At 47.6% G+C, this 24,107-nt stretch carries 20 protein-coding genes and 1 pseudogene; 13 read left to right on the top strand and 8 right to left on the bottom strand.

Annotated elements, in window-relative coordinates:
- Positions 1-96 precede the first annotated feature (96 nt).
- The 7 genes from JK154_RS03245 (at position 97) to JK154_RS03215 (ending at position 8,408) form a co-directional block, all read left to right on the top strand.
- On the top strand, positions 97-1,236 hold the full coding sequence (locus tag JK154_RS03245; RefSeq protein WP_211991074.1) for a polysaccharide export protein: 1,140 nt from the start codon (positions 97-99) through the stop codon (positions 1,234-1,236).
- Complete coding sequence (locus JK154_RS03240) at positions 1,224-1,667, top strand: protein tyrosine phosphatase (RefSeq protein ID WP_211991073.1); 444 nt, start codon at positions 1,224-1,226, stop codon at positions 1,665-1,667. The genes JK154_RS03245 and JK154_RS03240 overlap by 13 nt, the downstream gene beginning before the upstream one ends.
- A gap of 22 nt (positions 1,668-1,689) precedes the next feature.
- Entirely contained in the window at positions 1,690-3,870 is a 2,181-nt protein-coding gene (locus tag JK154_RS03235; RefSeq protein ID WP_211991072.1) for a polysaccharide biosynthesis tyrosine autokinase, read from the top strand.
- Between the two features lie 417 nt (positions 3,871-4,287).
- Positions 4,288-5,403: an anhydro-N-acetylmuramic acid kinase gene (locus JK154_RS03230; protein ID WP_349291090.1), complete on the top strand. Its 1,116-nt coding sequence runs from the start codon at positions 4,288-4,290 to the stop codon at positions 5,401-5,403.
- A 153-nt stretch (positions 5,404-5,556) separates the two neighbouring features.
- Positions 5,557-6,885 carry an MFS transporter gene (locus tag JK154_RS03225; RefSeq protein WP_211991071.1) on the top strand — a complete coding sequence of 443 codons (1,329 nt, stop codon included), beginning with the start codon at positions 5,557-5,559 and terminating at the stop codon, positions 6,883-6,885.
- A gap of 211 nt (positions 6,886-7,096) precedes the next feature.
- Positions 7,097-7,270, top strand: coding sequence for a GhoT/OrtT family toxin (locus JK154_RS03220; protein ID WP_211991070.1), 174 nt, complete (start codon positions 7,097-7,099; stop codon positions 7,268-7,270).
- Positions 7,271-7,751: 481 nt separating this feature from the next.
- Entirely contained in the window at positions 7,752-8,408 is a 657-nt protein-coding gene (locus JK154_RS03215) for an FCD domain-containing protein (protein WP_211991069.1), read from the top strand.
- A 117-nt stretch (positions 8,409-8,525) separates the two neighbouring features.
- Here JK154_RS03215 and JK154_RS03210 read toward each other — a convergent pair whose 3' ends face one another.
- Positions 8,526-9,671, bottom strand: coding sequence for a PLP-dependent aspartate aminotransferase family protein (locus JK154_RS03210; RefSeq protein WP_211991068.1), 1,146 nt, complete (start codon positions 9,669-9,671; stop codon positions 8,526-8,528).
- Between the two features lie 27 nt (positions 9,672-9,698).
- Positions 9,699-10,655 (bottom strand): annotated as a pseudogene (locus tag JK154_RS03205) (cysteine synthase family protein); the annotation flags it as partial.
- A gap of 364 nt (positions 10,656-11,019) precedes the next feature.
- Here JK154_RS03205 and yqfB point away from each other — a divergent pair.
- Positions 11,020-11,337, top strand: coding sequence for a N(4)-acetylcytidine aminohydrolase (yqfB, locus tag JK154_RS03200; protein WP_211991066.1), 318 nt, complete (start codon positions 11,020-11,022; stop codon positions 11,335-11,337).
- A gap of 43 nt (positions 11,338-11,380) precedes the next feature.
- Here yqfB and JK154_RS03195 read toward each other — a convergent pair whose 3' ends face one another.
- The 4 genes from JK154_RS03195 to ansP all read right to left on the bottom strand — a co-directional run bounded on the left by JK154_RS03195 (position 11,381) and on the right by ansP (position 14,993).
- Positions 11,381-12,475 carry a glycerol dehydrogenase gene (locus JK154_RS03195; RefSeq protein WP_211991065.1) on the bottom strand — a complete coding sequence of 365 codons (1,095 nt, stop codon included), beginning with the start codon at positions 12,473-12,475 and terminating at the stop codon, positions 11,381-11,383.
- Between the two features lie 179 nt (positions 12,476-12,654).
- Positions 12,655-12,879, bottom strand: a complete 225-nt coding sequence (locus JK154_RS03190) for a DUF465 domain-containing protein (RefSeq protein ID WP_211991064.1) — start codon at positions 12,877-12,879, stop codon at positions 12,655-12,657.
- 132 nt (positions 12,880-13,011) lie between these two features.
- Positions 13,012-13,464, bottom strand: a complete 453-nt coding sequence (locus JK154_RS03185; RefSeq protein ID WP_211991063.1) for a GNAT family N-acetyltransferase — start codon at positions 13,462-13,464, stop codon at positions 13,012-13,014.
- 86 nt (positions 13,465-13,550) lie between these two features.
- Positions 13,551-14,993 carry an L-asparagine permease gene (ansP, locus tag JK154_RS03180; protein ID WP_211991062.1) on the bottom strand — a complete coding sequence of 481 codons (1,443 nt, stop codon included), beginning with the start codon at positions 14,991-14,993 and terminating at the stop codon, positions 13,551-13,553.
- A gap of 1,031 nt (positions 14,994-16,024) precedes the next feature.
- Here ansP and pptA point away from each other — a divergent pair.
- Positions 16,025-16,255, top strand: coding sequence for a tautomerase PptA (gene pptA, locus JK154_RS03175; protein WP_211991345.1), 231 nt, complete (start codon positions 16,025-16,027; stop codon positions 16,253-16,255).
- Between the two features lie 95 nt (positions 16,256-16,350).
- On the opposite strand, the gene tyrP is transcribed toward pptA, so the two are convergent.
- Together tyrP and JK154_RS03165 are read right to left on the bottom strand one after the other, a co-directional pair.
- Positions 16,351-17,562 (bottom strand): tyrosine transporter TyrP, encoded by a 1,212-nt coding sequence (gene tyrP, locus JK154_RS03170; protein WP_211991061.1) that lies wholly within the window; start codon positions 17,560-17,562, stop codon positions 16,351-16,353.
- 225 nt (positions 17,563-17,787) lie between these two features.
- Entirely contained in the window at positions 17,788-19,485 is a 1,698-nt protein-coding gene (locus JK154_RS03165) for an NAD-dependent malic enzyme (RefSeq protein WP_211991060.1), read from the bottom strand.
- Between the two features lie 213 nt (positions 19,486-19,698).
- Here JK154_RS03165 and JK154_RS03160 point away from each other — a divergent pair, with 213 nt between their 5' ends.
- From JK154_RS03160 to JK154_RS03145, 4 genes are all read left to right on the top strand, one after another.
- Positions 19,699-20,622, top strand: a complete 924-nt coding sequence (locus JK154_RS03160; protein WP_211991059.1) for an aminoimidazole riboside kinase — start codon at positions 19,699-19,701, stop codon at positions 20,620-20,622.
- 121 nt (positions 20,623-20,743) lie between these two features.
- Entirely contained in the window at positions 20,744-22,291 is a 1,548-nt protein-coding gene (locus JK154_RS03155; RefSeq protein ID WP_211991058.1) for a carbohydrate porin, read from the top strand.
- Between the two features lie 150 nt (positions 22,292-22,441).
- Positions 22,442-23,473 (top strand): LacI family DNA-binding transcriptional regulator, encoded by a 1,032-nt coding sequence (locus JK154_RS03150; protein ID WP_211991057.1) that lies wholly within the window; start codon positions 22,442-22,444, stop codon positions 23,471-23,473.
- A gap of 287 nt (positions 23,474-23,760) precedes the next feature.
- The gene (locus JK154_RS03145) at positions 23,761-24,060 is read left to right on the top strand and encodes an antibiotic biosynthesis monooxygenase (protein ID WP_211991056.1); all 300 of its coding nucleotides are present in this window, start codon (positions 23,761-23,763) and stop codon (positions 24,058-24,060) included.
- The last annotated feature ends 47 nt before the right edge of the window (positions 24,061-24,107 follow it).

Below are 24,107 nucleotides of genomic sequence, written 5' to 3'. Positions count from 1 at the left end.
TTGCCCGCCATTAATACGGGGATAATGGCACTGGTGAACCTCTTTTTTAACGCCTGTTTAGGCATAAGTATTTTGATTAAAAGACGATAATAGCAAATGAAAAAGCGCATTTTAAAATTATCAGTTCTGGCTCTGACATTGGCCACCTTAAGCGGTTGCACAATAATACCAGGGCAGGAGTTAAGCACCCGTGGTAAAGATGTTATTGAATTGCCTGATAATAACTATGACCTGGACAAACTGGTTAATGTCTTTCCGGTTACTCCAGGCCTGATTGATAAGCTGCGCCCGGGCTATATTTCGGCACGTGCAAACCCAGAACTTGATGCGCAATTACGAAATTATGAATACCGGATTGGTGTTGGTGACGTCTTAATGGTTACCGTTTGGGACCATCCTGAATTGACGACACCAGCGGGGCAGTATCGTAGTGCGAGCGACACGGGTAACTGGGTCAATGCAGACGGCACTATTTTTTATCCTTATATCGGTAAATTACCGGTTGCTGGTAAGACGCTGAGTGAAGTGCGCAGTGAGATTTCGCGCCGTCTTGATGCCGTGATTGAAAGTCCTCAAGTTGATGTGACTGTGGCGGCGTTCCGTTCACAAAAAGCCTATGTTACCGGTGAAGTGGCCAAGTCAGGGCAACAACCCATTACCAATATCCCCTTAACCATTATGGATGCCATTAACGCCGCAGGCGGTTTGTCGGCGGATGCTGACTGGCGAAATGTCGTATTAACCCATAACGGGCAAGATTCGCGAGTTTCTCTCTATGCTTTGATGCAGCGTGGGGACTTGACCCAAAATAAACTGCTTACCCCAGGTGATATTCTGTTTATTCCCCGTAACGATGACTTGAAAGTTTTCGTCATGGGGGAAGTCGGGAAACAGAGCACGCTTAAAATGGACCGCAGTGGCATGACCTTGGCTGAAGCTATCGGAAGCTCAGACGGTATGAAACAAGATATCTCCGATGCGACAGGTATTTTTGTTATCCGTTCAGTGAAGGGGCGTGAAGCGGGTAAAATTGCCAATATCTATCAGCTGAATGCTAAAGATGCTTCTGCGATGGTGATGGGGGCGGAATTCCAGCTTGAACCGTACGACATTGTCTATATCACGGCAGCCCCAGTTGTTCGGTGGAATCGTGTGATATCTCAGCTAGTACCGACAATCACCGGTATGCGTGATCTAACCGAAACTGTGAGATATATCAGAAGATGGCCAAATTAATGTTTCAATCGGTACTGGTAGTTTGTACCGGCAATATTTGCCGTTCTCCCGTTGGAGAGCGGTTACTGCGTCAGCTGTTGCCGAATATGACGGTCGACTCTGCAGGCACCTATGGGCTGACAGATGAGCCTGCTGATGACACGGCTGCTGAAATTGCTTTACGGCATGGACTTTCACTTGATGGTCACAAGGCTCGCAAACTGACATCTACTATTGCCCGTCATTATGACTTGATCCTGGTGATGGAGCCTTCTCACATTGAAGAGGTGACCAAAATTGCACCGGAAGTCCGTGGCAAGGTGATGTTGTATGGACAGTGGCTGGGTAAAAAAGAAGTCCCGGACCCTTACCGGAAAAGCCATGACGCACATGAGCATGTGTATGACTTGCTTGATAAAGCTTCACAGGAATGGGCGCGGCGGCTCAGTTAACTAAACGAGATATTCAGGCGTTATGACGACAAAAAACACTCAAAAACAAAACCTCGATTCGGCAGAAAATGAGCTGGATCTCGGGCGTTTGTTAGGCGATCTCATTGATCATCGTAAACTCATCACTGGTGTGACCTTATTATCGACAGCCTGTGCACTGGTTTATGCCTTATTTGCGACACCAGTTTATCAGGCAGATACCTTAATTCAGGTAGAGCAGAAAAAAGGCAACGCGATTTTGAGCAGCCTGAGCCAGATAATGCCAGATTCCTCACCGGAATCAGCACCTGAGATTCAGTTGTTACAGTCCCGTATGATCCTGGGGAAAACGGTCAATGATCTTAATTTGCGTACCGTTGTATCCCAAAAGCACTTCCCCATATTTGGGCTGGGCTGGGCACGTTTATCAGGTGAACCGCAACAGACACTGGATGTCAGCTGGCTGAATTTGTCTCTGGGTCATGACAGCATGAGAAGCGTTATTGTCACCGTAGGTGATGATGGACACTATCAGGTTGAGCTGGATGATAAAACCTTACAGGGTACAGTAGGTGAAATCCTTAACAGTAATGGCATTAGCATTAAAATCAGCAAAGTAGATGCTAAACCAGGCACCGAGTTTGTGGTGACACAGTATTCGGAGCTTGCTGCTATCAACAACCTTCAGCAAGACTTTACGGTTACTGAGAAAAGTAAGGATAGTGGCATGCTGGGCCTGACAATGTCAGGTGAGGATCCCCAGCTGATAGAGCAAATCCTGAATAACATCAGTGATAACTACTTACAGCAAAACATTGCTCGTCAGGCTGCCCAGGATTCGAAAAGCCTTGAGTTCCTGCAGAAAAAAATGCCTGAAGTACGTAATGAGTTAGATGAAGCTGAAGACAAACTGAATGCTTATCGTAAGCAACGAGACTCCGTAGATCTTAATCTCGAAGCAAAATCTGTTCTTGAGCAGGTCGTTAATGTTGATAACCAGCTAAATGGTCTGACATTCCGTGAGGCTGAGATTTCACAGCTCTACAAAAAAGATCACCCGACCTATCGTGCCTTGATAGAAAAGCGTCAAACACTGGAGCAGGAAAAAACACGCCTGAATAAACGCGTGTCCGGTATGCCAGCGACTCAGCAAGAAGTTCTGCGTTTGAGTCGGGACGTTGAGTCCGGGCGTGCAGTTTATGGTCAGTTACTTAATCGGCAACAAGAGCTGAGTATTGCTCAGTCAAGTGCTATTGGTAACGTACGTATCATTGACCCGGCACTTACCCAGCCTAAACCTATCAAGCCTAAAAAGGCACTAATCGTTATTCTTGGTTTCTTTCTTGGGTTGTTTGTTTCTGCGGGCCTGGTTCTGGGGCGTTCAGTATTACGCCGGGGTATCGAAACCCCCGAGCAGCTGGAAGAGCAGGGGATCAACGTTTATGCAACTGTTCCCACATCCGAATGGTTGCTGAAACGCACCCGCTTGCGCAATAAAAATATCTTCTCCAGTCGTATACGGCACCGTACTAAAAACGTTCCTTTCCTGGCGGTTGATAACCCGGTTGACCTTTCGATAGAAGCGATCCGTAGTCTGCGTACTAGCTTGCATTTTGCCATGATGGAAGCGGCCAATAATGTCCTGATGATCACAGGGGCAACGCCTGACAGTGGGAAAACGTTTATCAGTAGCTCACTGGCAGCGATTATTGCCCAGACGGGGCAAAAAGTATTATACATTGATGCGGATATGCGCAGGGGTTATGCCCATGAACTGTTCCAGGTGGGTAACGGCAAAGGGCTTTCTGATATTTTGTCCGGAAAAATTGCCACCGCTGATGCCATCGTACCCTTCACTAAGGGGGGATTCGATGCGATTACCCGTGGTCAGGTTCCTCCCAACCCGTCAGAACTGCTAATGCACGAGCGTTTTAAGCAGTTGCTGGCCTGGGGTTGTGAGCATTACGACATGGTTATTATTGATACCCCGCCTGTTCTGGCGGTTACTGATGCTGCAATTATTGGGCGTTCAGCGGGTACTAGCCTTGTTGTGGCTCGTTTTGAAATGAATAGCGTCAAGGAAATTCAGGTCTGTGTACAACGGCTTGAGCAGTCAGGTGTTACCGTTAAAGGGGCTATTCTTAACGGCGTAATGAAACGAGCCAGTAGTCATTATGGTTATGGTTACAATCATTATGGTTACAGCTATACCGACAAAGCCTAGCCTGAACAAGTGACACAGGTAATAGCCTGATTAATATAAAACCCGCATATAAATGTTATTTTGTGCGGGTTTTTTTTATCTCTCTTGTTACCCGGGCTTCTTTTTCGTTATTTACGGGTATCTTTAATGAATAAGAAAAGCCTATGGTTATCACCTGAGCGATTCAAATAGCGCCTGTGTAACGATATGAGTGACGCTCTTTTTCCACTATTGTTTTCCTGTGGTATACAGCCTGTATGCGCCTTTCTCCATACCTTTTGTCAGTCAAACGAAATATCTATTACAGGCAATAATTAAGTGTGATAAGCATCCCATCCCTTAAAGGAATACAATATTCCCTATTGACGATTTTTTAGAATAATTTATTTTTAATACCTATGAAGAAAGCAATTCCATTCCTGGTTATAAGGGGGCACCGTGGATAAAGAACTTTATCTGGGCATCATGTCAGGAACCAGTCTTGATGGTGTCGATACTGTTGTTATGGATTTTTCACAGAACCATTTTCAGATGGTTGCTTGTGGTTTCACACCTATGCCTGAAACGTTACGCAAGTCACTGGCGGCCTTGTGTTTACGGGGGGAAGGGACGCTACGTGAGTTGGGAGAACTGGATAATCAGCTAGGCCATCTTTATGCCAAAAGTGTGCAAGACTTACTGCTGTCTTCTGGCATAAAGGCGGCAGATATCAGTGCGATCGGTTGCCACGGTCAGACCATCTGGCACGCCCCTCAGGGGGATGTCCCTTTCACGATGCAGATTGGCGATGCGAACGTCATCGCGGCCCAAACCGGCATTACCACTATTGCTGATTTTCGTCGCAAAGATATGGCTTATGGTGGCCAGGGTGCTCCGCTTGTCCCGGCGTTTCATCAGGCATTGTTTTCTGATCCACAACAGCTGACCGTCGTTCTGAATATTGGTGGAATGAGCAATATTTCAATACTACAGGCAGGTGAACCAGCCCGGGGCTATGACACGGGCCCGGGTAATGTCCTTATGGATGCCTGGATAGAACGGCATCTTGGCCTCTCTTATGACAATGGAGGGCAGTGGGCACAACAGGGTGAGGTGAATAACGCACTGCTACAGCAACTATTGAGTGAAAGCTTTTTTGCCCAGCCAGCCCCGAAAAGTACCGGCCGGGAGTTATTTAGCCTGGTGTGGTTACTGGATAAACTGGCGTCATTCCCGGATGTCAGCCCTGTTGACGTGCAGGCCACGCTGGTCGAATTCACCGGAGTATCGATTCGCGATGAATTATTAAAACTGCCACACACCAAGCAGTCAAGGTCGTTACTGGTTTGTGGTGGCGGGGCGAAAAACCCGTTATTGATGGCGCGACTCGCAGACATGTTACCAGACTGGACGGTCGGGACGACTACGGAGTCGGGGTTGGATATTGACTATGTTGAAGCGGCGGCTTTCGCCTGGCTTGCCTGTCAGCGGATGCATAATCTGCCAGGAAACGTTCCTGAAGTAACCGGGGCAACCAGAGCGGTTCCGCTTGGCGTTATTTACCCGGCTGACTGATACCTGTTCACCCAGCGCAGCGCCCGTGTTTCTTCTGGCCCTGGCCGATTGACACCCTGGGCCAGGATAGGGCCGGGTGAACTGAACATGTTTATGGTTACACTTAAAATGGCGTCGCTGCCTGTTCCTCATCTTTTTAGAAGAGTGCTTTCAATGCAAACACCTCAACACACTGTTGCCGCACAAAAACGAGCTTTGGTAGCCGGTTCGGTTGGTAATTTTATTGAATGGTATGAATTTGCCGTTTATGGATTTCTGGCCACGATTATTGCTCAAAACTTTTTTCACCTTGAAGGCGAAGCGGAAATTACCGCGCTAATTTTAACGTACGCTTCATTTGCGATTGCTTTCTTTTTCCGCCCGCTTGGTGCGATTGTCTTTGGTCGCATGGGCGACAAGATAGGGCGTAAACCCACATTGTTGTTTGTTCTGATTATGATGACTCTTGCAACCACGGCACTGGGGCTGGTACCCGCCTATGCCAGTATTGGTATTGCCGCACCGCTGATCGTCACCGGGCTGCGAATTCTGCAAGGGTTATTTGCCGGGGGTGAATATGGCGGTGCAGTATCGCTGATGACAGAATTTGCGCCTCGAGGTAAGCGTGGATTTTTTGGTGCATGGCAATCCTTTACCGTCGCGCTGGGGTTATTAGCAGGTGCGGGTATCGTGGCTCTGCTCTCGGTCTTACTTAGCCCGGAAGATATGCTCGCCTGGGGCTGGAGAATTCCATTCTTTCTGGCCCTGCCATTGGGTGGTGTTGCACTATGGCTGCGTTTCCATATGGAGGAAACCCCCAGTTTTATTCAGCAGAAAAAAAACCAGCAAGCGCAGCCTGTTCGTGTGAAAGCGGACATTACGGCGACCTTGAAGACGATTCTGATCGGCGTCAGTCGCGTTATGGTCTGGTCTGCCGCGGGCTATACCTATCTGGTGATTATGCCGACTTATCTACAGTCGTCACTCCATACTGGCTTTAATCAGGCATTATTGATTGCTGTTATCTCCAATATTGGCTTTGCCGCAACGATTATTCCGGCCGGTATACTGAGCGACCGAATAGGGCGGCGTGCGGTAATGGTCAGTGCGGCTATCTTACTCTTCATCCTGGCCTTACCCCTGCTACATATTCTTCAGGATAGCGCTTCAACATTACTGACGAAGGCTGTGGTGGTGTTTATCGCCGGTGGCCTGGTCGGGCTGCTCGCCGGACCTGGCCCTGCCATGCTTTCTGAAATGTTTCCTACCCATGTTCGTTACACTGGGCTGGGGCTTGCCTACTCGTTATCGAATGCTATCTTTTCGGGATGTGCGGGGTTAATCATTACCGGACTGATTAAGCAAACGGGCAATCTGGATATTCCTGCCTGGTATGTGATGGTGACGGCAGTGGTCAGTATTTTTGCATTACTGAGCCTGAACAAAAATGATCACCTGCGTACCCTTGATGAAGAACAGCCTGCCGATTTTCGAGGTAAATAACACAACGGTTTGTTAATGGCAAAAGGAAGGCGCTGTTGGCGTCTTCCCTCTGCCCGCTGAATTTCACCCTGCATTAGCGTGTTTTTCTCCTGTTAATTTCCCCGCAAATTTGATGAATGGCTGAAAAATGACCGTCCATCACGACAAACCTTGATCTAAAATAAAAAAAAGCGCATATTTCACAAGTTTTTCACCAATCCATCTTTTTTATATGACCTTATATCAACACATGTTGGTGTTCTACGCCATAATGGCGCTGATTTGTGCAGGTATCACCTGGCTACTGGCTCGTGATACTTGGCGGATAAGGCTGTTATGCTCGGTTCTGGTGGGCGCCACCTGGCCGATGAGCTTCCCGGTAGCACTACTATTCTCCCTGTTTTAAAATAACGCATTGCAAAGCCGGTTTACGGCTTTCGCTTTTTATGCCGGGTGATAAATGATCCGACACAAGGCATTCCTGAGGCGTTAATGGTCGTAGTTTTTGTCAAAACTGGAACTAAAAATTACTTTCACGCAATCGTTAATCTGACGAGCCTTTTTTAAAAGTAAAAAAATCATTTAATTATTTCAATCCGCCGTTAAGCGCAAGTTTAATGCCTTGATTCGTTTTATGGTAGTTAACTTATTGAATATATGTACTGAATAGAGGGGATAATATTGCAGTCAATGCCAATTTATCATCAAATAATATTATTAATTTAACCTTCTGCTTTACGATTCACTAACTAGATATATAGAATCAGTCTTGCCTGTTTACAGGTTTAATCAACATTTGGAGATATATAATATATCCTGTGAGCCATATCTATGGCAGGGAAATGAGAGCACTGAAAATGCAGATAGTTTTTCTATAGGGAAGAAACATGTTTGATTTAGATAAAGCGCAACGATTGAGTTTAACCGTGCAAGTTGAATCACGGTTAAAGAGCGCGCTCATTTTAGGTATGCTAAAACCGGGTGCTCGCTTAGTAACGAAAGAAATTGCGCAACAATTGGGAACGAGCATAACGCCAGTTCGTGAAGCACTATTGAGGTTGGTCGCCTCGGGTGCTTTAGATGTCACGCCGGCTCAGGCTTTTTTGGTTCCAGCAATCACAGTATGTCGTTATCAAGAAATAACCAGCCTTCGTAAGACGTTAGAAGGCATCGCAGTAGAAAAAGCAGCACGAGAAATAAATAAAGCAGGACTGATTCGTTTAAACGAACTGAAGGACAGCTTTCTGAGCGCCAGGCAAGTGAGTGTAGAAGCGGTATTAAAGGCAAATCGGGATTTCTATTTTCAGTTATTTCAATATGCCGCTATGCCCACTTTGATGGAGCTTATTGAGCAGCTTTGGGTTCGTATTGGCCCTAGCTTCAATTATCTTTATCCTCGTTTTGATGAAGTATCAAAAATGTCTCATAATTATGATGCTCTGATTATGGCACTAACGGAGAGTGATGTGGAAAAGAGTATCGCCGCTATTCATAAAAGTATTTCGGATGATTCCGATGTCTTACTTCGTCAGTATATTGGTTAAATGATAGCAAAACTCGCTGTTTTTTAATCGCTTTCCAATGGCCTTTCTGAATTCTTATATTTTAAGAAATACAGTAAAGGCCATTGTTTTTACTTTAAGTAATGATCACTGTATCGTTTATTCTTCAAGTGCTTGTGCCAAGTCCGCTTTTATATCTTCTATGTCTTCAATGCCAACAGATAAACGAATCAGTTGCGGTGTAATACCGTTGCTCAGGCGTTGTTCTAAAGGTATTGAAGCATGTGTCATGGTGAAGGGCTGGCTTACCAGGCTTTCAACGCCTCCTAAGCTTTCAGCCAGCGTAAACAGTTTTAATTTGCTAATCACTTTATTCGCGCGTTGTTCGTCTCCGTTGACCACAATGGAAATCATGCCACCTGACTGGCGCATTTGTTTGCGGGCCAGTTCATATTGTGGGTGCGATTCAAGCCACGGGAAGTAGACTTTCACGACACCGGGATGAGACTCCAGCCATTCAGCTAAGTGCCGGGCGTTACTACTGTGGCGATCCATACGCAGTGCCAGAGTGCGGATCCCGCGTAATGTCAGGAAACTACTAAAAGGGTCCAGTACACCACCGATGGCATTCTGCAAGTACCCCAACCGCTGTGCCAGATCCGCATTGTCACCGATGACAGCCAGGCCCGCGACCACATCTGAGTGACCATTCAGATATTTGGTTGCTGAGTGCACCACAATATCAAAACCAAACTCCAGTGGTCTCTGTAGTGCGGGGGAGGCGAAAGTGTTATCAGCCACGCTGAGAATGTCATGACGGCGGGCGACGTCAGCAATAGCTTCAAGATCTGCCAGTTTAAGCAACGGGTTAGTGGGCGTTTCGACCCAAATCATCCGTGTGTCAGGGCGTATTGCTGCCTCCAGGGCACCCACATCATTCGGTTTGACCCAGCTCACACTAATTCCCGCACTACGTTTGCGTACATTTTCCAGCAAGCGCCATGTTCCCCCATAGACATCATCAATGGCAACAATATGGCTGCCGCTGTCAATCAACTCCAGTACGGTGCCTATGGCTGCCAGGCCAGAAGCAAAGGCAAACCCATAATTGCCGTTTTCCAGTTCAGCAATAGCATTTTCTAGTACCTGCCGTGTCGGGTTGCCACTACGGGAGTATTCAAACCCGGTGTGCTGTCCAGGGGCTGGCTGTGCAAAAGTTGAAGTGGCATAAATGGGGGGCATGACGGCACCATGGGCGTCATTAAAGCTGCCACTATGAACACTGGAGGTTGCAAACTTACTCATAGAATACCCTTACTGTTAATCCAGATTTTGTTGGTTTAGCCATTGGTCATTGAACATTTTCGAGAGATACTTGTTGCCACTATCACACGCAAAAGTGATCACCCGTTTCGGGGTCGTTTGTGACTGACAGTAGCGTAATGCTGCCGCAAGAAGGGTACCGGTTGAGGAGCCTGCCAGAATACCCTCCTGGGTTAACAGTGCCCTGGCATGGGCAAATGAAGCTTTGTCACTGACACGGTAAGCACGAGTGACGCCCTCTATCTGGGCCAGCGGAGGAATAAAATCTTCTCCAATCCCCTCAATCAACCAGCTGCCCACCGGGGAAGGTTGTTGGTGCTCTACATGGTCTGCCAGAATAGATCCCTCCGGGTCGGCCAGGATGAATTCTGTCTGGGGGGAATGAACACGAAAAAACTGTTGTAGTCCGCCCAGTGTTCCACCCGAACCGACACCCACCACAATAGCGTCAACATGCCCACCGGTTTGTTGCCATAACTCCGCCGCTGTACTTTCAGTATGCGCCAGGGCATTGGCTGGGTTAGAAAACTGGTCGATGTAATAAGTATCCGGAATTTCATCCGCCAGTCTCCTGGCATAATCCTGATAATATTCAGGATGTCCTTTCACCACATCTGAACGTGTCAGGCGAACATCGACCCCCAGCGCCTGTAGATGGGATATTTTTTCCTGACTCATTTTATCCGGAACAACCAGAATCAACGGATAGCCCTTCTGGGTCGCTATCAATGCCAGCCCCAGCCCGGTGTTACCCGCCGTTGCTTCGATGATGGTCATACCTGGTTTCAGCATGCCACTGTGTTCAGCGTGCTCAATCATTGACAGTGCCACCCGATCTTTTATGGAGCCGCCGGGGTTCTGATTTTCAAGTTTTATCAACAATTCACAACTGCCTGTATCAAGGTGATTAAGGCGAAGGAGCGGTGTGTTTCCGATGAGATCCAAAATAGAGTCGACAATCATGATTTTCTCGCAACATGAAAAGTGTTCATGTGCGGATAATAAAGCGCGAAATTAATCGCCAAAAAGAACATAAACCCAATCCATATACTAAAAAGTTATATCATCTTCCTTTTTAGACGTTAAGAAGTTAGGGTGTTTAGATGTCTGGATATAGAGATGCCTGAAAGTAGCCATTTTATGGCCATTCTCTGCTATTTCGGGCACCAAAACTCAGTGGGTTATGCTGGTAGCAGAATAGGAAATGATTAAATGTACTAAGTGGCAAGTGTCATAATGACGCATGATTGAAAAAATAATGAGGATAATGTCCTGCTGTTTCTCTGGGTTATGAGATGATTACCCAAATGAATTTGAGACAGGATACTCCATGGCTAATGACATAACTTTTTTTCGCCGTTTTCAGGACGATATCATGGCGGGGCGTAAGACTATCACGTTACGGGATAAGAGTGAGTCGCACTTTGTCAGCGGGCAGCGTTTACGTACGGGGTGTTACGAAGATGACCTCTATTTTTGTACTATTGAGGTGATCAGTGTGACAGCCGTTAGTTTAGCGGCGTTGAACGAACATCATGCCAGACAAGAGAACATGACACTGGAGCAACTAAAGCAAGTTATCGAAGAGATTTATCCCGGGGAACAAGCACTTTGGGAAATAGCATTTAAAGTGGTTACGCCGATTTAAAGGGATATCCCGCCGTGAGACGGCGGGAAGAAGAGCAGAGGGGTTATACCGACTGACTCAGGGCGTCAACAGCCACAATCGCATTGGCAATATCTTCCCCAGTCAGATGTGGGTTAAGATTTTTTAACGTATCCCCGTCACTGTTGGCGAGCTCCCCGACTTTAATCAATTCCTCACGACTGACATTTTCCAGGTGCAACTCTTTGAGCGTCGTTGGCATGTTGATGGAGCGGTAAAAATGAATATATTCAGCAATTTCCTCATCCGGGCGCTGTTCAAGCACCATTTGGGTGAGTGTCCCGTAAGCCACTTTTTCGCCATGGGTCAGATGGTGAATATCCCCTTTGATGGCGGTAAACCCATTATGAATAGCATGCGCTGCAGCCAGCCCTGCATTTTCAAAGCCCAGCCCGGAGAGTAGGGTATTGGCTTCAACTACTGCCTCGACGGCAGGGGTGACAACTTTACGAGAGACTGCCTGGCAGGCACTGAAACCATAGGTTAGCAAGGTTTCTTCACAAGCTTTAGCGATGGCCATTGCAGCAATAGTAGGGGAACCATTCACCATTGACTGGGAGTGCGATTTTTGCACTGCCTGGGCCTCAACAAAGGTTGCCAGCCCATCAGCAATACCGGAAGCAAAAAGGCGAACCGGAGCCTGTGCACAAATTTGAGTATCAACGAAGACTAAATCAGGGTTTTTACTGTAGAACCGGTAACTCTCAAAAACCCCCTGATCACTATAAATTACGGATAACGCACTGCAAGGCGCATCGGTTGACGCAATTGTCGGAACAATAGCAACAGGCAATTTGCATTCATCAGCTATCGCTTTGGCGCTATCCAGTGTTTTGCCTCCCCCGAGGCCGACAATCACATTACTACCGGCTTTTTTGGCCAGAGCAGACAGACGGATAATTTCATTGGCTGAAGCCTCACCCTCAAAACGCTCATAGCTGAGTTCAACGTTCGCGACTTTCAGCGAGGATTGAACCTGATCCGCGGTGAGTGACCAAACAATATCATCGGCGATGACGAAAGCATGGTTACCCAGTTCAGCCAGATAAGCGCCCAGCTCACTTATGACCCCAGCACCTTGAACGTATTTACCTGGTGAAGAAAAAACGAATTTATTCATAGTGTGTATCCGTCCTTATATCCGTAATAACGTTAAAATAAATAACCTGATTCCATACTCTACTATGTGGCAGAAATAAACATCCTGTTTTTACAGAGTTTTTGGCAATACATGCTGTCTGTCACGTAACGGAAAAAGGAAGGGCGCACCCTTCCTTGACAGGCAACCAGACGTTGTCGCTATGCGGTCTGCTGGCTGGCATGTTTTAGCATTTGATATAACGCGTCTTTCAGGCGCAATTTCTCTTTTTTAAGCAGGGCGATATTCAGGTCAAATCCATTCCCTTTCTTACCTTCCCGGCGCATTATCTCGCTATCAAGCTGATGATGTTTATTAAACAAACTGAGAAAACGCGGGTTGACGCTTTTTAGATGGGTAATGAGTTCTCGATACTCAGGAAACATGGGGCCTCCTTGACAGTTGATGGAAAGAGGGGCAGCGTTGTTAAACACTGACTCTGAAAGTCTAACTGCTGGGGCGATAGAAGGGGGGAAAACGCTTATTTAATTTGTCACAGAAGGTTTCAATGATGGCGGTTAGGGCTGTCCGACAGCCTGTCTTTGTTTCTCATAACGCTTATCGCTACCAGGCAGGTCGGCCATCACACTCCAGCCGCGGTGCTGATAAAATTGAGCCGCCTGACTCAGGCTGTCTGTTTCCAGCCAGATGACTGAATGGTGTTCAAACAATGCGGCTTCCGCGTGATCCATTAAGCATTTGCCTATCCCAGTGCCCTGATACTCTGGCAGAACAAACAGTGCAAATAGCGACCCTTCATCTTGACTAATGATGGCAAAACCCACGGTTGTGCTATCAATGTCAGCAACCCAAATACAAGGCGGGGTTACCAACATGTCAAGTATCTGTTCTGGCGTTATCCCCATTTCTGCCAGTTGTACCAGTGAAAGATGATTCTCTTTTACTGAGGTCCGAATGGTAAAAATGGCGGCGATATCTGTCGCTCTGGCGGGACGTATTGAGACATTCATAAATAATAGCCCCGGAGGCAGGGTTAATGTGGCTCACTGTTCATAACGCGTTACACCGAGACGGGTGTAACGCTTATACCATAAGATCAGGGTTCAGGGTTTTCTGCTGCCAGCTGACTGACCCGTTTACGAGCACCAATCCAGCCTATCGCCAGCACGACGGCTATCACCGGGATAGAGGCAATGGTGTAGGTGCCATTCGGGTAGTCCAGAGCCATAAGAACCAGAACGCTGACTAAAAATAGCAGTGTCAGCCATGAAGTAAAAGGCGCTCCCGGGAGTTTAAAACTCACTTCATCAGCTTTACCTTGTTTAATCGCCTGACGCAGGCGGATCTGGCAAACCACAATGAAAGCCCAGGATGAGATAATACCCAATGACGCCACGTTTAATACCAACTCAAAGACTTGGGAAGGTACCAGATAGTTAAGAAATACCCCGACCAAATAGACTGAGCTGGTGGCGAGGATCCCTGCATAGGGAACCTGGCTTTTGCTCATTTTTGACATAAACCGTGGTGCCGATCCTCCCATTGACATGGAACGCAGTATCCGTCCAGTAGCATAAAGCCCGGAGTTAAGGCTGGAAAGTGCCGCTGTTAACACCACAATATTCATGATATCCCCAATATAGGGCACACCAAGGCGAGAAAAGAAGGTCACAAAGGGGCTTTGGTTTGCCTGGTAAGCATTCCAGGGTAACAGCAGAACTAACAGCAGTACGGAACCCACATAAAACAGACCAATACGCCAGATAACGCTATTGATGGCTTTCGGCACCATGGTCTTAGGATCCTTACACTCCCCGGCAGCCGTACCAACCAGCTCTATTGAGGCAAAGGCAAAAACGACACCTTGTACTAAGATAAGCGCGGGGAGTAAACCATGAGGAAACATGCCGCCGTTATCGGTAATCAGATGGAAACCGGTACTGTGCCCATCCAGGGGTTTACCGCTGCCCAGAACCAAGGTTCCGACCACCAGAAAGCTGACTATTGCCAGAACTTTTACCAGAGCAAACCAAAACTCCATTTCGGCAAACCACTTCACACCAATCATGTTCATTGTGGCAACGATCGCCAGAGCGGCAAGTGCAAATACCCACTGGGGAATATCGCCAAAACTATGCCAGTATTGCATGTACAGAGCCACGGCAGTGATATCCACAATACCGGTCATAGCCCAGTTGATAAAATACATCCAGCCACAAACATAGGCGGCTTTCTCACCGATAAACTCCCGGGTATAGGAGACGAAACTGCCGCTGGAAGGCCGATGCAGCACGAGTTCGCCTAATGCACGTAAAATAAAAAATGAGAACATGCCACATACTAAATAGACCAGTGCTAAAGCAGGGCCTGCTGCTTGTAGACGCGCTCCCGCGCCAAGAAAAAGACCGGTACCGATTGCGCCACCGATAGCAATCATCTGTACTTGACGATTACCAATGGCTTTGTGGTATCCCGAGTCATGGGAATTAAGCCATTGACGCTTAGCGGCTCGTTGCTCCGCTTCTGTTTTTGTTTTCATAAGACTCCCGTCTGCCTGTTAGCATAAAATAGCCCCCTTCAATTGTTCTGTCTTAGCGCAGCGTTAATTAAAAGAGGGCGAAGGATACTAGCTGGAAACTGGGGTAGAAGTAAAACCAGAAATAAGTCATTTACGACATATGAAGTAGGTTAAAACGACCAGATGTGACATTTTTGCGTCGGGGTTACTGGGCATGATGCTGTTTGACGTGGAAGATGCATGCTGTCATGCAAAGGGGAATCCTCGCAACCATGCGCCTTTGGCGCCGATGTGACAAAAAGTGATACTTCTGTCGCCCATGGGTGACAGTCGAATCTTCACCAGTAGGTAATAAACCATTATTTATGGATAAAACTCCTAAAAAAGTTCTAAATTTGCAAAATCCCATACCCCTTTAAGGTATTTTCTTTTAGCATATCGGGCAGTTTTAGATGCTGGCTGTGGATTCTGTTTGACATGAAAAATATTCTTTTCGCGATCCTCCTTGCTTTAATGGTTTTTGGTGCTTTTGCCCATGATCCCCAACCTGGTGCAACAACGGACATGCTGACGATGATGACCTCCAGGTAAGTGGGCACAGTGACAGATTGTCGCTGCTATCCTGACTCACCCGGTGCGGTGAAAAATGCGGTAAGAAGAGTGTCAGACATAAACAGCACACTATTTTCTGGTGTGTCGTTTTATATCTTTAATAAACGACACCGACTGTTTGAAAAGGGCAGGCATATTATTACCAGGCCATGACTCCCCTCTGGCAAGCTCTGACGGTAAACTTCAAGACTGCACCCGTTTCACGGAATAATATTCTGTATTTTGACGACGTCCTCCTTTCTGTTCCAAACGGTATCCTGCCGAGTTTTTTGGTATACAGCTACTCACGGCCGAATGCCCACGACCAGACCATACTTTTCAGTTGTATTCATGCCGCATCGTAATACATGGTGTTACAGAAATATGTAAAAAGAGGGCTTGCTCCTTCTTGTCTGTTTACAGTAAAACAAAAAGATTCACCTACCATCAGAGAAACACTTATGCCACATGTTGAAATTAAATGCTTCCCACGTGAGTTGACTGAACAGCAGAAGCAGGCGATAGCATCAGAGGTTTGTGACGTATTGAAAAAGTACCTGGGCTCAAAGGATTCGTCATTATCTGTATCGTTACAGATGATTGAACAGGACTTATGGAAGTCAGAGGTGTGGGATAAACAAATAGCCCCCCGGATGGAGCAACTGCTTAAAAAGCCTGGTTATCAGCTGTAATAAATATACCGGCCGTGACGTTTACCATCCTGATGAAAAACACCGACAGGTCACAAGCGTTGCGTGTGTGACTCTGTCGGGAAACGGCGAGGCTATCAGCCGACTTTAGGCAATACACCGACAGTGATAGACAGCTGTATCAGGACAATAATCACCCCACAGGCAAATACCGTAGCCAGTAGCGGCTTGCCTCCCATGACCTTAAAGGTTCGTTCAGGGTGTTGCTTACGACTCTGCCAAACCAGCATTGAAGGAATGATCAAGGCCAGTACTGCCAGCGCCACGCCAGCATAGCCCAATGCCATGACAAATCCCTGGGGGTAGAACAGCGCAAAGACCAGGGGGGGCAGGAAGGTCATTACCCCAGTTTGCAGTCTGCCGGAAATGTGCCGGTTACGGGAAAACAAGTCTGCCAGATAATCAAATAAGCCTAAAGAGACACCAAGGAAGGAGGTCGCGAGGGCAAAATCAGCAAATAACTGAATCGCCAGTCCCACTTTTGGGGTTGCCACCACGTTGTGAACCACCTGCAGAAAACCATTCAGTCCACTGTGCTGGGTGGCCAGATTATCAAATGCGGCGCCATCAATCGCCCCGAGGGTGGCCAGTTGCCAGAATATATAGGCCACTAATGGGATCGCACTGCCAATGATGAAAACCCGTCGCAGTTTAGGCAAATTACCGCCCATATAACTGATGATACTTGGCACGCTACCATGAAAGCCGAAAGAGGTGAATATGACGGGAATAGCAGAGAGGGCAAGGCCTTGCTCGACAGGCAGTGTGAGCAAGTTAGTTTGATGGATATGTGGCATCATCAATGCCAGCATGACTATCAACAGAACAATTTTTGCAGTGAACAATACCCGGTTAAACATATCGACCATATGGGTACCGATACAAACAATACCCCCGGCAACCAGGGTAAACAACAGAACCCCCGATGTTGGCGGAACAGTCATTGACAGCCAATGACTCAAACTGGCGGCCAGTAGTTCACCCGCACCACTGATATAAGCCGCTGTCAGTGCATACATCAGGAAGAGCATACTAAATCCCGTCAGCCATTGCCCATAGCGACCAAGGTAACGTTTAGCCAGCGTTCCCAGACCCGTATCCGCTGATCCGTACTGATAAACTTCCACCAGCAGCAGCGCGGTGTAGCACATGAGCGCCCATAGCCCTATCAGCATGAATAAAGTGACACCAAAACCAACGCCAGCAGAAGCTAATGGCATCGCCAGCATTCCTGCTCCAATTGTGGTGCCCGCGACAATAAAAATACTGCCCAGGGTGCGATTCTTCACGCTTTCCTCTTTATCTGTAAACATAAACCTGTATTTATGTCGCGCAGAGTAAGGTAAAAGTTATTTTTCGTCAAATTGGGCTTACGACTGGTGTAATTATTTATTTACGACAAGTTTTTGTTACGCTGTCACTTTTTGTGGCATTGAATGGCGTTCGGAATAAAAAACCGCCACTGGGATGAAGTAATCAGTGGCGGTTTTGTGGGGAAGGGTCAACAACCAGGGTTAAACAGAAGTGCGGCGATAGGCACGGTATTCTGGTTTCCAGAAGTTTTCATCAATCGCCTGGTGTAACGCTTTGACTGAGGTGACCACGGCAACCCCCTGTTGTTGCGCCGTTTGTGCCACAGCAAAAGCGATCGCCCGGGAAACGACCTGAATATCTTTCAGTTCAGGCAGAACCAGCCCTTCACCATTTTTAACCAGCGGTGAGTGTTCTGCTAAAGCAGCGCTTGCCGCCATTAGCATTTCATCCGTGATACGTGAAGCCCCTGAGGCGATAACCCCCAGGCCAATACCAGGGAAAATATAGGCATTGTTACACTGGGCGATAGGGAATGTTTTATCCTGCCATTGTACCGGTGCAAAGGGACTGCCTGTTGCAATCAATGCCTGACCGTCGGTCCAGCTGATGAGGTCTTGTGGCGTGGCTTCAACACGTGAGGTTGGGTTAGAAAGGGGCATAATGATAGGGCGAGGGCAATGCTTGTGCATTTCACGAACCACTTCTTCGGTGAAAAGCCCTGTCTGGCCCGATACCCCAATCAGAATATCAGGCTTCACATTACGAACTACATCCAGCAACGAGATGGCTTCGTTAGTGATATCCCAGGTTGCCAGTTTGTCGTGTTTCTGTACCAATTTGCTCTGGAAAGGCAGTAAGTTAGGCATGTTGTCGGTTAACAGGCCAAAACGATCCACCATATAAACATTTTCACGAGCCGTGCTTTCACTGATCCCTTCACGCTGCATTTGGGCGATGATCTGTTCAGCGATCCCACACCCAGCGGAACCGGCACCGAGGAAGACTACTTTTTGTTCACTGAGCTGGTTTCCTGCCGCCTTACTGGCTGCAATTAATGTGCCGACAGTGACGGCCGCCGTTCCCTGAATATCGTCGTTGAATGAACAGATTTCATCGCGATAGCGGGTCAACAGTGGCATGGCATTTTTTTGTGCAAAATCTTCAAATTGCAGTAGCACGTTTGGCCAGCGATGACGCACAGCCTGAACAAACTCATCAACAAAGGCGTAGTATTCATCACCAGTAATACGAGGATGGCGTGAGCCCATATACAGGGGATCATTAACCAGTTGAGGATTATTTGTGCCGACATCCAGCACGATTGGCAACGTATAGGCTGGGCTGATCCCACCACATGCGGTGTAGAGTGAGAGCTTACCAATCGGGATACCCATTCCCCCGATACCCTGGTCGCCAAGCCCCAAAATACGCTCACCGTCAGTGACCACGATAACTTTTATGTTGGGAGTCGTGACATTCTGCAACAGATCGTCCATATGCTGACGATTTTCATAGTTAATAAATACCCCACGTGCCCGGCGATAGATCTCAGAGAAACGCTCACAGGCAGCCCCTACTGTAGGGGTATAAATCACTGGCATCATTTCTTCCAGATGATTATCTACCAGCCGGTAGAACAGGGTTTCATTGGTATCCTGGATATTACGCAGATAGATATGCTTATCAATTTCGTTTTTAAAACCCTGATACTGTAGCCATGCTCGTTCAGCCTGCTCTTCGATAGTTTCAACAACACTGGGTAGTAATCCCAGCAGATTGAAATTCAGGCGTTCTTCAAAACTAAAAGCACTGCCTTTGTTGAGCAGGGGAAACTCGAGTAAAACCGGACCGGCATAAGGAATATAAAGAGAACGGTGCTGCTTTTGCTTGATGTTCATGTGGTTACTCTACTTTTTCAATATGAAGGCTTGTCAGAAAAATCTGGCGAATTGACCTGTATCCGTATTACACAGGATAGGTTAACGGGAAGAAAGCAATAAGTGATAGTGGTGTGATACAGGAAGAAGGAATTTTTTACTTAATCACGCATATTAATTGTGATTAAATGAGCTAAATGGTTTTAGCAAAATTTAGCAACCTGGAGACGTAACATGAGCGAAAAAGTGTGGGTACTCGGCGATGCAGTGGTTGATCTGCTGCCTGATGGTGATAATCATCTCCTTAAATGCCCGGGAGGCGCCCCTGCCAATGTGGCGGTAGGGATCGCAAGACTCGCAGGACAGAGCGGTTTTATAGGACGAGTGGGGGATGATCCCTTCGGACACTTCATGAAACAAGTTCTGGATGAAGAGCAGGTTGATACGCATTACATGCGCTATGATCCATTGCACCGTACTTCCACTGTGGTCGTTGCCCTGGATGACGAAGGAGAACGGTCATTTACGTTTATGGTGCGTCCCAGTGCCGATCTGTTTATTGAGCCTTGTGACCTACCGTCATTCAAGCCCAATCAGTGGTTACATACTTGTTCTATTGCCCTGAGCGCAGAACCCAGCAGAAGCACGACTTTCACTGGGATGGAGCGTATTAAGCAAGCGGGTGGAAAGGTCAGCTTCGACCCCAATATACGTACCGACTTGTGGCAAGACCCCGAACAGTTACAGCACTGTTTGTCCCGGGCACTCTCATTAGCGGATGTGGCAAAGTTATCCGTTGAAGAGTTGCAGTTCATTACTGGTGAGTCTGAACTACAGGCAGGGATCGACAAGCTGATTTCATGCTATCCACTGGGCTTACTGCTTGTAACTCAAGGTAAAGAAGGGGTAATGGCGCACTATCAGGGTAAAACCCATCACTTCCCTGCCAAGCCGGTTGTTTGTGTTGACACGACTGGGGCGGGTGATGCTTTTGTTGCGGGCCTGCTGTGCGGCCTTGCCGATCAAGGCATGCCTGAAAACGTGACACAATTAGAACAGATCTTAGCCCAGGCCCAGCTTTGTGGCGCTTTAGCCACGACAGCAAAAGGGGCGATGACGGCGCTCCCTCGCCAGCAGGATTTAGCTAAATCACTGTAATTAAATGAATTATATTTAGATTTAACACAATTGTTGCCATCGGCTCGTTTTTTGATAGTTTGGTGTGAAGTGACATGTTTATCTCGCTAGCTTGATGATAATTATCAAGGAGATGATAAACATGCATCACCATAAAAAACGTACTGTGATAACAGCCATCTTCATCGGGTCAGTTTCGCTGTATGCTCAGGCTGATCCGATGAGTGTGGAAGCGCGTTTGACTGCCCTGGAACAAAGACTTCACTGGGCTGAACGTCGCGCATCAATGGCAGAACAGCGTGCTGACGCTGCTGAGAGAAAAACGCAGCAGCTGGTAACACAACAGGGGGTAAACTCAGCAGTAACGGCACCGGTTGCTGAGAGCACAGCAACACCTGTAAACCAATCAGGCAGTACCCGACATTTTGAGTTTCATGGCTATGCCCGTTCAGGATTGCTGATGAATCACTCAGGCTCCAGCACGAAAGGTGGCCCCTACATGACGCCAGCAGGGGACACGGGTGGCGCTGTAGGACGTCTTGGTAATGAACCCGACACCTATGTCGAATTGACTCTTGAGCATAAACAGACACTTGATAATGGCGTAACCGCAGGTTTTAAAGCGATGTTTGCCGACGGGCAAAAAACCTATAACGACTGGACAGCCGATTCCAGTGACGTGAATATTCGCCAGGTCTATGCTGAACTCGGAAACTTGTCGACATTCGACGGCGCTCTGAAAGACAGTACGTGGTGGGCAGGTAAACGCTTTGACCGTGATAACGTTGATATTCACTGGATTGATTCCGACATTGTCTTTCTTGCTGGTACGGGGGGCGGTGTGTATGACGTGAAATGGAACGATGTGTTCCGGAGTAACTTCTCTCTTTATGGTCGCGATTTTGGACCCATGAATGAGCAGAACAACAATACTATCCAAAACCATATTTTGACTGCCAATAACTTCATTGGGCCCCTACAGCTGATGATCTCCGGCCTGCGGGCTAAAGATAACGACAATCGCAAAACGGGGCATGGGGAGGCGACTCCTGAGGGGGCCTCTAAAGCCCATAGTGGTTCCCATATTCTTTTGGGGTGGCATAACGATAGTTTCTATGGTCTGGGGGAGGGGTCTGCCAGAACCGCGTTGCTTTATGGTCATGGTTTAGGTGCTGAAGTTAAGGGCATCGGCAGTGATGGTGCGCTTTTATCGGAGGCGAACACCTGGCGTTTAGCCACCTATGGTATTACTCCCCTGGGGCGGGGTTGGTACATTGCCCCCTCGGTGATGGCTCAAAGTAGTAAAGACCGTTATATGAAAGGCGATAGCTATAAATGGCTGACGCTGAATACCCGTTTGATCAAAGAAGTGACGCAGAATGTTGCTCTGGCGTTTGAAGGGTCCTACCAGTATATGGATCTACAGCCCCAGGGCTATTCACCCGATGGGAAAGCAGAAAATAAGCGCCAGGCCGTTAAGGGCGATTTTTATAAACTGACTTTCGCTCCAACCCTGAAGGCGGAAAAAATCGGTGACTTTTTTAGCCGCCCGGAACTGCGAATATTTGCGACCTGGATAGACTGGAGCAGCAAGCTGGATCATTACTCAACATCAGGCAGTCTGGGCCATGACGGTTTCACATCGGGTGGTGAATGGAACTTCGGTGTACAGATGGAAACGTGGTTCTAGGCCTCACTGGCCTTTCGTTTTACCGGAAGGCCAGCGTTAACGGTTTCTGAAGATTTTCCTGACGAGGAGTAAGAGCCCTCTTACCTTACTGATTCTCAGCTGTTCGCGTGATAAACTCTGCTGTAGTTATTGCCAGATACAGGTTCTGTTGTGCACAAAACTAAACGCATCACGATGAAGGATATTGCCTCCCTGGCTGGCGTCTCTGTTGCCACGGCAAGCCTGGTATTAAATGGGCGGGGGAAAGAGCTGCGCGTTTCAGCCGCTACGCGTGATCGTGTCCTGAGCATTGCCCAGCAGCAACAATATCAGCCGAATATCCATGCCCGTTCATTGCGTGATGAGCGCACACGTTCCCTGACGTTGGGGTTAGTCGTTCCGGAAATGACGAACTATGGTTTTGCGGTATTTTCATTTGAACTCGAAACGCTGTGCCGTGAAGCAGGCCTGCAGCTAATCATTTCCTGTACTGATGAAAACCAGGGGCAGGAAACGCAGGTAGTAAACAATATGATTTCCCGTCAGGTGGATGGCTTGATTGTCGCGTCCTGTATGGCCTCCGATGATTGGTATTTGAAGATCAGTGAACAAATACCGGTGGTACTGTTTGACCGTTATATACCAGGCAGTACGTTACCGAGTGTCTTCACCGAATCAACCCAAATCGTCAGTCAATTAGTGGCCCCGATTGCCCGTCAGTCACCTGATGAGATCTATTTTTTCGGGGGGCCTGTTCGTTTGTCCCCGACAAGGGATCGTCTTGAAGGTTTTAAACAAGGTCTAAGACAGGCAGGGGTGACTTTACGTCCTGAGTGGGTTATTCATGGGCATTATCATCCCAGTGCAGGATATGAAATGTTTGCTGCCTTGTGTGCAGAGCTGGGACGTCCGCCGAGGGCCTTATTTACCGCAGCCTGTGGTTTGCTGGAAGGCGTATTACGCTATATTAACCAGCATAATTTGCCCTGTGAGCCAATCTATATGGCCAGCTTTGATGATCACTATCTCTATGACTCACTCTCGTTACCTATTGACACTGTTCAGCAGGATAACCGCCAGCTGGCGTTACATTGCTACACCTTAATAAATCAGCTTATTCAGGGCGAGAAGCCTGAAGAACGTCATACCAGCCTTCCTGGCCGTATCAAAAGACGCATACGAATAGCAGAGCCTGACAGTTAATATCTGCCACCCTGTTTTTTGGGTATTGCCACGGTATTCTGGTACTGACAGTACCAGGCTAAAAATACCAGTGCAGGTTAATTATGGGGGATACCATTCCCGGGGCGAGGCATTATAAACACAGGGTCCCTTAACCATATCATGCAGCTTGTTTATTCCCTGCCTACTCTGTGTTGCCTGATATTCCCCCGGTTATTGATAAATAAAATGGTTTATTGTAAGAAATGAAACGTTAATTTTCCGAAACTGTTCGCCCAACAGGTTTGCGACTAAAATAAAGGTGGACGATGAAAACCCCAGGTCATTTTATTACAGCAAAAGTACTGATTGATCCTCAATGGTCTGTTGCTGAAGGGCGACAGGCACTGGATGATTATTGCCAGGCAATGCGGCAAGAGAGTGGTTGTACACTGGCCCTGGCGCTACAGGATAATAGCCAACCCCGGCGCTTCATACTGTGGGAACGGTATGAAAACCAGGAAGCTTATCAGCAACACTTTACCCGGTCACATACCGCGGCTTTCATCAAAGCAGGTTGGGTGAGTCTGGTTGACGTGGTAGAAACAACCCTTCCCGCGAAAGATTAGCGGGTAATCCACCCCGGGACATTTTCTTTCCCATCAGTGCGGCTCTG

Origin of the sequence: Citrobacter sp. JGM124 (genome assembly GCF_018257795.1) — a bacterium.
Lineage (GTDB): Bacteria > Pseudomonadota > Gammaproteobacteria > Enterobacterales > Enterobacteriaceae > JGM124.
The sequence above is the reverse complement of the archived record's forward strand: the minus strand, read 5'-3'. Positions and strand labels throughout refer to the sequence as shown.

Bases quoted from the DNA above. Each gene is read 5' to 3' on its own strand.
- JK154_RS03225 (WP_211991071.1), top strand. From the start codon at position 5,557: ATGCAAACACCTCAACACACTGTTGCCGCACAAAAACGAGCTTTGGTA.
- JK154_RS03195 (WP_211991065.1), bottom strand. From the start codon at position 12,475: ATGAATAAATTCGTTTTTTCTTCACCAGGTAAATACGTTCAAGGTGCT.
- JK154_RS03155 (WP_211991058.1), top strand. From the start codon at position 20,744: ATGCATCACCATAAAAAACGTACTGTGATAACAGCCATCTTCATCGGG.
- JK154_RS03240 (WP_211991073.1), top strand. From the start codon at position 1,224: ATGGCCAAATTAATGTTTCAATCGGTACTGGTAGTTTGTACCGGCAAT.
- JK154_RS03165 (WP_211991060.1), bottom strand. From the start codon at position 19,485: ATGAACATCAAGCAAAAGCAGCACCGTTCTCTTTATATTCCTTATGCC.
- yqfB (WP_211991066.1), top strand. From the start codon at position 11,020: ATGGCTAATGACATAACTTTTTTTCGCCGTTTTCAGGACGATATCATG.
- JK154_RS03145 (WP_211991056.1), top strand. From the start codon at position 23,761: ATGAAAACCCCAGGTCATTTTATTACAGCAAAAGTACTGATTGATCCT.
- JK154_RS03210 (WP_211991068.1), bottom strand. From the start codon at position 9,671: ATGAGTAAGTTTGCAACCTCCAGTGTTCATAGTGGCAGCTTTAATGAC.
- JK154_RS03220 (WP_211991070.1), top strand. From the start codon at position 7,097: ATGACCTTATATCAACACATGTTGGTGTTCTACGCCATAATGGCGCTG.
- JK154_RS03160 (WP_211991059.1), top strand. From the start codon at position 19,699: ATGAGCGAAAAAGTGTGGGTACTCGGCGATGCAGTGGTTGATCTGCTG.
- pptA (WP_211991345.1), top strand. From the start codon at position 16,025: ATGCCACATGTTGAAATTAAATGCTTCCCACGTGAGTTGACTGAACAG.
- JK154_RS03245 (WP_211991074.1), top strand. From the start codon at position 97: ATGAAAAAGCGCATTTTAAAATTATCAGTTCTGGCTCTGACATTGGCC.
- JK154_RS03235 (WP_211991072.1), top strand. From the start codon at position 1,690: ATGACGACAAAAAACACTCAAAAACAAAACCTCGATTCGGCAGAAAAT.
- JK154_RS03215 (WP_211991069.1), top strand. From the start codon at position 7,752: ATGTTTGATTTAGATAAAGCGCAACGATTGAGTTTAACCGTGCAAGTT.
- ansP (WP_211991062.1), bottom strand. From the start codon at position 14,993: ATGAAAACAAAAACAGAAGCGGAGCAACGAGCCGCTAAGCGTCAATGG.
- JK154_RS03190 (WP_211991064.1), bottom strand. From the start codon at position 12,879: ATGTTTCCTGAGTATCGAGAACTCATTACCCATCTAAAAAGCGTCAAC.
- JK154_RS03185 (WP_211991063.1), bottom strand. From the start codon at position 13,464: ATGAATGTCTCAATACGTCCCGCCAGAGCGACAGATATCGCCGCCATT.